8 protein-coding genes are annotated in these 7,318 nt (G+C 46.3%); 1 reads left to right on the plus strand and 7 read right to left on the minus strand.

Annotation, left to right across the window (positions count from 1 at the left end; translation table 11 throughout):
* Positions 1-1,253: 1,253 nt before the first annotated feature.
* A complete protein-coding gene (locus D3D01_RS21865) occupies positions 1,254-1,667 on the minus strand; it encodes a TRAM domain-containing protein (RefSeq protein WP_121513758.1) in 414 nt (137 codons plus the stop codon).
* Positions 1,668-2,047: 380 nt separating this feature from the next.
* Between D3D01_RS21865 and D3D01_RS21870 the strand changes: the two genes are divergently transcribed.
* Positions 2,048-2,281, plus strand: coding sequence for a hypothetical protein (locus D3D01_RS21870; protein WP_121513759.1), 234 nt, complete (start codon positions 2,048-2,050; stop codon positions 2,279-2,281).
* Positions 2,282-3,194: 913 nt separating this feature from the next.
* Here the strand turns inward: D3D01_RS21870 and D3D01_RS21875 are convergent.
* From D3D01_RS21875 to D3D01_RS21900, 6 genes are all read right to left on the minus strand, one after another.
* A complete protein-coding gene (locus tag D3D01_RS21875) occupies positions 3,195-3,518 on the minus strand; it encodes a GIY-YIG nuclease family protein (RefSeq protein WP_121513760.1) in 324 nt (107 codons plus the stop codon).
* 218 nt (positions 3,519-3,736) lie between these two features.
* On the minus strand, positions 3,737-4,078 hold the full coding sequence (locus tag D3D01_RS21880) for a hypothetical protein (protein WP_121513761.1): 342 nt from the start codon (positions 4,076-4,078) through the stop codon (positions 3,737-3,739).
* Positions 4,075-4,524, minus strand: a complete 450-nt coding sequence (locus tag D3D01_RS21885; protein WP_233563595.1) for a DUF6884 domain-containing protein — start codon at positions 4,522-4,524, stop codon at positions 4,075-4,077. The genes D3D01_RS21880 and D3D01_RS21885 overlap by 4 nt, the downstream gene beginning before the upstream one ends.
* Positions 4,517-5,119 (minus strand): TATA-box-binding protein, encoded by a 603-nt coding sequence (locus tag D3D01_RS21890; RefSeq protein ID WP_233563597.1) that lies wholly within the window; start codon positions 5,117-5,119, stop codon positions 4,517-4,519. Before D3D01_RS21890 ends, D3D01_RS21885 begins: the two co-directional genes overlap by 8 nt.
* Before the next feature lie 73 nt (positions 5,120-5,192).
* Positions 5,193-6,452 carry a restriction endonuclease subunit S gene (locus D3D01_RS21895; protein ID WP_158600547.1) on the minus strand — a complete coding sequence of 420 codons (1,260 nt, stop codon included), beginning with the start codon at positions 6,450-6,452 and terminating at the stop codon, positions 5,193-5,195.
* On the minus strand, positions 6,445-7,318 hold an 874-nt coding region (locus tag D3D01_RS21900), incomplete at its 5' end, for a class I SAM-dependent DNA methyltransferase (RefSeq protein ID WP_233563598.1). The genes D3D01_RS21900 and D3D01_RS21895, both read right to left, overlap by 8 nt.

Below are 7,318 nucleotides of genomic sequence, written 5' to 3' on the forward strand. Positions count from 1 at the left end.
GAAAATATTCTATCCGAAGTGTTCCAGATATAGCTGCCTTCAATTAATGTACTATGCTGAACAGATTTAAATCTGACGTTTCAAATATAATCTTAAAATAAATATGCTACATAACAAGGTGGATGTCTGCAGCTGGTAAACTGCGGAGCAAAATCGATGAGTCCACTGGGAGAGAACTCCGAAATTGAATGCCTCGCCGGAAGAAATAGCCCAACAGGGATAGCCTCTATCGTATTTTTAGGAGTGATGGCAATATACAGCGATAAATATAGTCTTAAATTTCTACTTTCACGCTCAAATCTCACGGAAATGATTACAAATTTAATTGAAACAGTTATATATCAGACTTGCTACAATCTGTTAGTGTGTAGCTGGGCACGGTGGTTCAGCGTCAGCCTCTACACCGTCTGAGCGGCTTTGTGGGTTTTCTCAGCGGATTCATCAGATATCGAGACCCAGACTCTTGTTCAGTACCAGAACGCTCTCTAGCAGTACACAGAAGACCGTTGTCTGTATAGTGACCTACTCATGCCCACACTCTTTGACTCGATGCGCATTGACTGCCTATCTACACTCTTGTATAGGCTACAGTAATATCATAGAGACAAAGACTAGGAGGGAACTGGGACGCTCGATGTGATTCAATAACAGCTATAGATACAGCTTCAATAACAGCTGGGATATTACTAGCTCTGAATACCGATATAATGTTACAGCTGTTATCTGACCTCTATGTGATTCAAATAATAGATTCAACTATATTAGTAGATACTAGAAAAAAAAAGAATATAGTAAAATACAGCGTTCAGTATGTTAGCGTACACGCGTGAGGCGGTGGTATTCCAATCAGATTCTGACACGTTAGAACTGTCTCTCAGTCTACAAAATTTTATTTCTGATGAGACCCTCTCAATAGCCTCTGAACGGATTTGAATTTTACACGACCCAGTCATTCTAGAACCACACGAATCAACTCAGAACTATCTCTGTGCCTTCTGATTGCCTGTGAGAGATGAAGCAGTGCGCTGGCACGAGTCGGTGGCTATCTGCTGGCGAACTTGGACAGCAGCGAGACCGCATTGACGGGTATGTAACCATGCGAGGTTTTGACAACACAGTACCACCCCATGGGTTGCATTTTACGTAAGTCGGCTCAAAAAATTCTGGTGAATTTGCCTAGGTTCAGGGGCGTTTTATATCCAAATAGGGGCTATTTAGACTCAAATTAAGACAACTGTCGATATTTCGTGATGCTACTCGGAGTTGCTCAGCCGCTCAACCACTTCCGCAAAGGCGACGGTCTCGGTAACGTCAGTGATTTCGATGATGACACGCTCTCCTATTTCGGTATCAGGGACAATCACCACAAATCCACGTTCGACACGGGTGATACCATCGCCTTGCTCGCCAAGGTCTTCGATTTCGACTGTTCGTTGCTCACCCTCGTCGACTGGCGGCTCTGGGTGCTCGCGTTCGTGCTGTGATTCTGTGTCGACTGGCTCGGTTCCACTATTCGCTTGTGACGAAAGAAGCGCGATACGGTACATCTCACCGGGTCGAAGGGTGCCAACTTGGAGTTCTTCCTCTGGGACTTCAATCACGTAGGAGTTGTCTCGTTCTTCAACAGTAGCAGTAAACAGACACCGAAGTTGGTCAGGAATATCCATCAGTAGTATCTCATGCGAGATACTCAAATCGAGATACTTGATTCTGCTGTTTGAACTTATTCTGGCGCAACAACGTCCTTGCACGCCGGACACTCTGCCCATACGCCCTCTGTCCCATCTTCTTTCTCGTATTCCACTAGAACCCACGCAGTAGTGATGTTCTCGTCGCAGTCTGGACAACGACCGAGGCTTTGCGTGTTGTCAGGCATGGAAGGAGCGTGTGACAGTATTCTGTTTAGCAGAACTTCGAACGCCCGTGGAAATAAGCTTTTGTAGCTTTGTTAAAATTATCAGAAGGGGACGGTTTGTGACCCGGTTGCGGTCAATGTAGGGGTTAGATTATTCAGGGAATTTAAATGTACAAATAACCTAAATAAGATATGGACTTCGGCCAAGCAGTTAACGACGCTGAGGAATTAATCGGGATACTGGGCATCCTCTCCGTGCTGCCCGTGCTGTTCGTTATTACCCGGAATATCAACAACCCAGATTTTGAGATGAGGTCGGCCGTCCTCTATACCATCGGTGGCATCGTTGAAGCCCTTATGCCAGCTATCGGTCCTACGATTGCTGTTGCAGTCATACTCTACTCTCTCGCAAACTTCGACTTTTGATACCGGTCGAGAGTGTCATACACCGCTTCTCGCACTATCTATGATTCTCCCAGCAAACGATAAGTACGCACCTTGTACTCGTCACAGCAGTTGTGGACTGAAGGATTCACACTCCGCGAAAAATCTGAGAGGCAAATCCTGCTGAAACATTGATTCATGGAACTACTGCTGGGAAGAGACATGAATTGCCCTCGAAGATTGCCAGATAGGTTTCTTCAGTAAATAGCGGAAGAGGAGCGACGGATTCTGAGCATCAGTTTGTAGTCGCGGTCTCAAAAGAATCCATGTGCCTCTTCAAAGTGGTCAACGACACGTTCAATGTCCGATTGCTCCCATTCTTTCCCACAGATGACGCATTTTGCCATGTTAATTGAAGCAACAGAATTCGTAATAGAATTTATGATGTCTCTCTAATGTAACGCCGATGTGTTCTACGCCTACCGGAGTTCAGATTGTATCATAGAATTATAAGTATAGTATCAAGTGAAGTGACCGTTACTAACTACATATTACGTAGACTTCACAGGTTGTAACCTTGGCCGGTCTGTTATAATCGCTCTTACTGCTGGTCCCAAACCAGCACAGAATGTGATGCAGGTATCCGGCTCTATGTGCGTTTACTCCAGTATCTGAATCACATTGAGTTCCATATTTTCCCCCACGGTTTGACAACAACCAAGTCAGCAATTAGTACAGCCTGTAGAGACACGACCGCATATTGTACGTAGAACCGCGCCTTTGACTTGCCCCAAGAGCGGAACTCAAGCACCAGCAGGATTCTTAGAAAACGCTGGTCTATAAGCCACGGTAATAAAACATTCCAAGCCACTACAATAGGGGGTCAAGCGCGCCTCCATGCTTTCCAATTCTGCCGGACAGTCCGGCTCCTGTAATAAGACGAGTCAGAGGAGTTTCAGGGCGGAACTCTATCTGTATGTCCAAACTGTGCGAGCGGTGCTTGTTTAGTTTCGATATAGTATGCACCGATGAGGTCGGTTTCAATTTCTTGCCGCTTGTGTGAGGCGTCGAGGTCGCCCCGCTCAGCGTAGGCAAAGAGCCCCTGTTCACCGAAGGTCTGTTCGTGGTTGTATAGCCGTGACGGGATGTTGCTGGATTCCCCGATGTACGCTAAGGTCGAATCCTGCTCTTCGTACCATATTCGGTAGACTCCAGTGTCGGGCGGGTCGGCATCGAGGCGTTCTGCCAGTCGATACGGTTCGGACCATTCGAGGCTCATCCAGTCTCGGGCCAGTGGTTTACGCCAGTTCTGCCAGTCTGGAGGTTCGACACCACTCGCAGAATTAGGTTCATCCTCGCCCGATGCGAGTCGACCACCCTTGTACGCAGGGTCGTTGTAGCTGTAGGAGGATTGCTTGTAGCCGTCAATGATTCGACCGAAGTTCGCTGTCGGGCTACCATTCGTCTCGCGTCGATGGAGGGCGATGAGAGCCGCTTTTATCCCCTTCCGATGTTGTTCGTCTTCTGCTCTCGGAGGAATCGTGTGCGAGACTTCGAGCGCAGAGCCAACGTTATCTCGAACTGCCCAGAGACACGGGGCCGCAGTATGTGGGTGGGCATCTCATCGGCATAGACTCCTCTGGCAAGGCTCTGTATCCGTCTTCGAGTATCACCGGACTCACCGATATATTCGAGGTTGATGCACTCGCCTTGCTGGTGACGGATACGGTACAGTCCTGCTTCTTTGGGTACCTCCGAGAACGAGTCTGCGTCGAGAGGTTTCCACTCGGACCAGTCGAGGTCCAGCCAGTGGAGTACGTAGAAGTCTTTTTCTGTCATATTCGCTCTTTGTACCACGATTTTTTCTCTCCGATGAACAGACCTTCGGTGGGTATCTCGATAGAGACTTCTCCATCCTCGATGTGCGGGAGGAGTTCCTCATAGTAGTCTTTACCCGCGTGAAAAACGAGCGTAATATCCTCAGAGAGGAGCCCTTGCTCATCCAGTTGGTCGGCTATGCGCTCGGCCCACTCTCGCTTCTTCGCTACCCTCGCACCACTGAGCGTCTCGTCGTATGGTTGGATGGGGTCACCGTCTGGGTCAAGGAGGCCGTGCTTGGCCGAGAGTATCCACCAGTCGTCGTGATAATGTTCGGCATAGGAACTCATCTTCTGGAAGTAGTCAGAGGTGTAGAGGTCCTTTGGCGGAGCTGGCTCGCCTCTTTTTGTCTTGACACAACTGACGAGGCCAATTTCTCGGGTCATCCTTGTTTCCTCATCAGTCAATTGTGAGGACATCCGTCACCCTCTTTTTCACTAAATCGAAGGTCTGTTCTGCCATATCAAGGTTTGAGCTGCCAGTAATCACTACTCTACCAGACGCAAAGAGTAGAACAACATTTGCGGCCTCTGCTGGACGGTAAACCAATCCAGGAAACTGCTCAGGTTCATATTCCGTGACTTCGAGTCCTAAGCCAATTGCGAGCGCGTTCAGATTCAGTGGTTGGTCCAGTTCTCCTGTGCAAACAAGGTTCTGAATGCGGAACCACTCATCATCCGGCGTCTCAATTATACCGTTGTCTGCGAGAAGAGTGAGGAACCGCTCTCGTGTGACATATGCTTCCTCCTTCGAATCTGCACCGGTCACGATGTATTTCCCCGTCCGATACAATGTAACAAGAGGTGCCTTGTCGTCAAACCGAAGATAAACACCTGGATATTTGTTTGGGTCGTATTCGGCAATCGAACCCATATCGGTAGCGACCTGTTCCAAATCAAGTTCGACATTCAGCGACCCCGACCCGACGACGTTAACAATCTCAACCATTCTATTGAGGATATCCTTTATTACGGAGTTTATCGGTCCTTTTGTGGTTTCCACCCAAACCAGTCGAGGTCGATTAAATTAATCAGCAAAGGGATATCATCTATCATATTTAGTTTTCTACACAGCATTATATTGTAGTCTCTGCCAATTCGCCAGTCTTTTTTTGATTACCACTGGAAGGTGTTTCTCGGAATGCAGATGTCAACACAGAATTCCTATATTCATCAAATAGTTCCCTGAGGTCTTCGACGGCCCGGTTCACTCGGCCCATATCCACAGATTCAATCTGGTTTACGATATCCTCCTGCTCACTCAAAGGAGGTACAGGAATTTTCTGCTCTAATATCACAGACTGATTGATATTTTTTTGACCCCCACCCTTTCCTTCGGATACCATTTGTGGTTTGATATGTTTGAAGTAATATAAAGTATATTCCGGTAGAACTTCTGTACTGTCCAGTTCAAGACAGCAGATTGCCTGATTACCACTCATAACCTCTCTCAGTATAGTGCTCTGCCCACGTGTAGCACCATACATCGCAACAAGAATGGAATCTTTTGGGAACAATTTTGCACTTGTTTCTTCCAACCCTGCATCCGTGATGCTTTCATCCGCGGAATACACTTCTTTACCCTTCACTTCACCTGAGGATAACCAGTCTATATCGCCATTCCAATACCTATCTTCTGACCGTTTAGGTGTTCCTCCATTTTTTGCTTTATATACCACTTCTTCAACGGCTTTCAAATCCCAGTGGTCAGGGATATCTTGTTCTGTAAGAATTTGGTCTGGACCTTCGCCCGACAAACTCTCTTTTCCTGCGAACAAGAATGCAAGTAAGCTATCTTCATATTCCTCTGTCAAATTCCCTATATTTCTGACACTTCCAGATAACGTATCCACTCTATCTAACCGTTCCTCAATCGCATCAACGATTTCCCCTTGCTCATCAAGCGGTGGTAGAGGAATAGACACTTTTTTCATATTTGTTTGGGTGAGCTTGGGTCTCGTAGAGCCTGTTTTGAGAGGGTCGAAATCATAGGATTTCAGATAGTAATATAGAAAATCATTGGAGAGGTGGTCTTCCTTTGTTTTGAGCACGTGGGCGTGGTTGTTTACCCAAGATTTTCCACTTACTCTATAAGTATATCCTGTAGTAGCGCCATCTTCTGCGAGAAGAATAAGGTCGTCGTCAAAAATATAGTCATCAATCCAACCAATCTGGCCACCAGCTCCATAGTATGGATATTGGTCTTCACGGCTTAGTCCTTCAATCCGTTTTTCCCTATTTTCGGAACTAATCGGTTCCCGATGTTTATCAAGTATCTCAACTACCGTTTCAAATTCTTTCAACTGCCAGTGGTTCGGAATATCCTGTTCACTCATCATCAGAACCACCAACGAGTTGATTCAGTTCAGATTCAATAGTGTGAAGCTCATCTTTGATATCTTGTGCAATTTCGGCAGGAGGCCGATGCCCCTCATATTTATATTCTTTATATCGTTTTAGATATAATTCGTGGCCCTCCTCACTCACCTCATCGACATCAACTTTGAAATATTCATCACAGTTTTCGCGATTGTTTTTATACTCAACGAAATCTCCAAAGTGCTTCTCAAATTTCAAAGGATTTCCATCTTTGATGTTTTCATAGTCTGAACGGGCATCATAGAACCAGAACTCATCAGTTCCACTCCTATCTCGTTCAAAGAACAAGACATTCGCATCGACGTAGGAGTATGGCTGAAAGGTGTCTTCTGGAAGAGCTAAGATGGTATCCAGATTAAACTCATTTAGGAGTTCCTTCCGCGCTGGCTCTTTGCTACTACCAAAGAGTATCCCTTCAGGCACAACAATACCAGCGCGTCCATCATCACTAAGAAGGTCCATCATCATCATCAGGAAGTTCATTTCTATCGAACTGTCGCACTTTCTGTTATAATTAAAACTAATGTCTGAGCCAAATGGAGGATTTGCTAAAACTAAATCATATTCTTTTGAGTTGTTTTTCTCCTCTCGGAGTGAATCACCCCGCATAGCGTTTACATCGCTGGGGTCAATGTCGTGCAAAAGGTAATTTAGTAGGCCCAATCGATAAGTTTCAGTGCGTATCTCTCGGGATGCCATCCGTTCTAGTTTAGTGGAGAATTCTGTCGCTGTCTGCTGATTAGATATCGTCGCAACTACCCGGTTGAGGAACCCGGTGGGAAGTGTGTACTCTCCACCGGACTCGGTAGTTGTTGACCGAATT

Origin of the sequence: Haloarcula sp. Atlit-7R (assembly GCF_003666065.1) — an archaeon.
GTDB classification, from domain to species: Archaea; Halobacteriota; Halobacteria; order Halobacteriales; family Haloarculaceae; genus Haloarcula; species Haloarcula taiwanensis.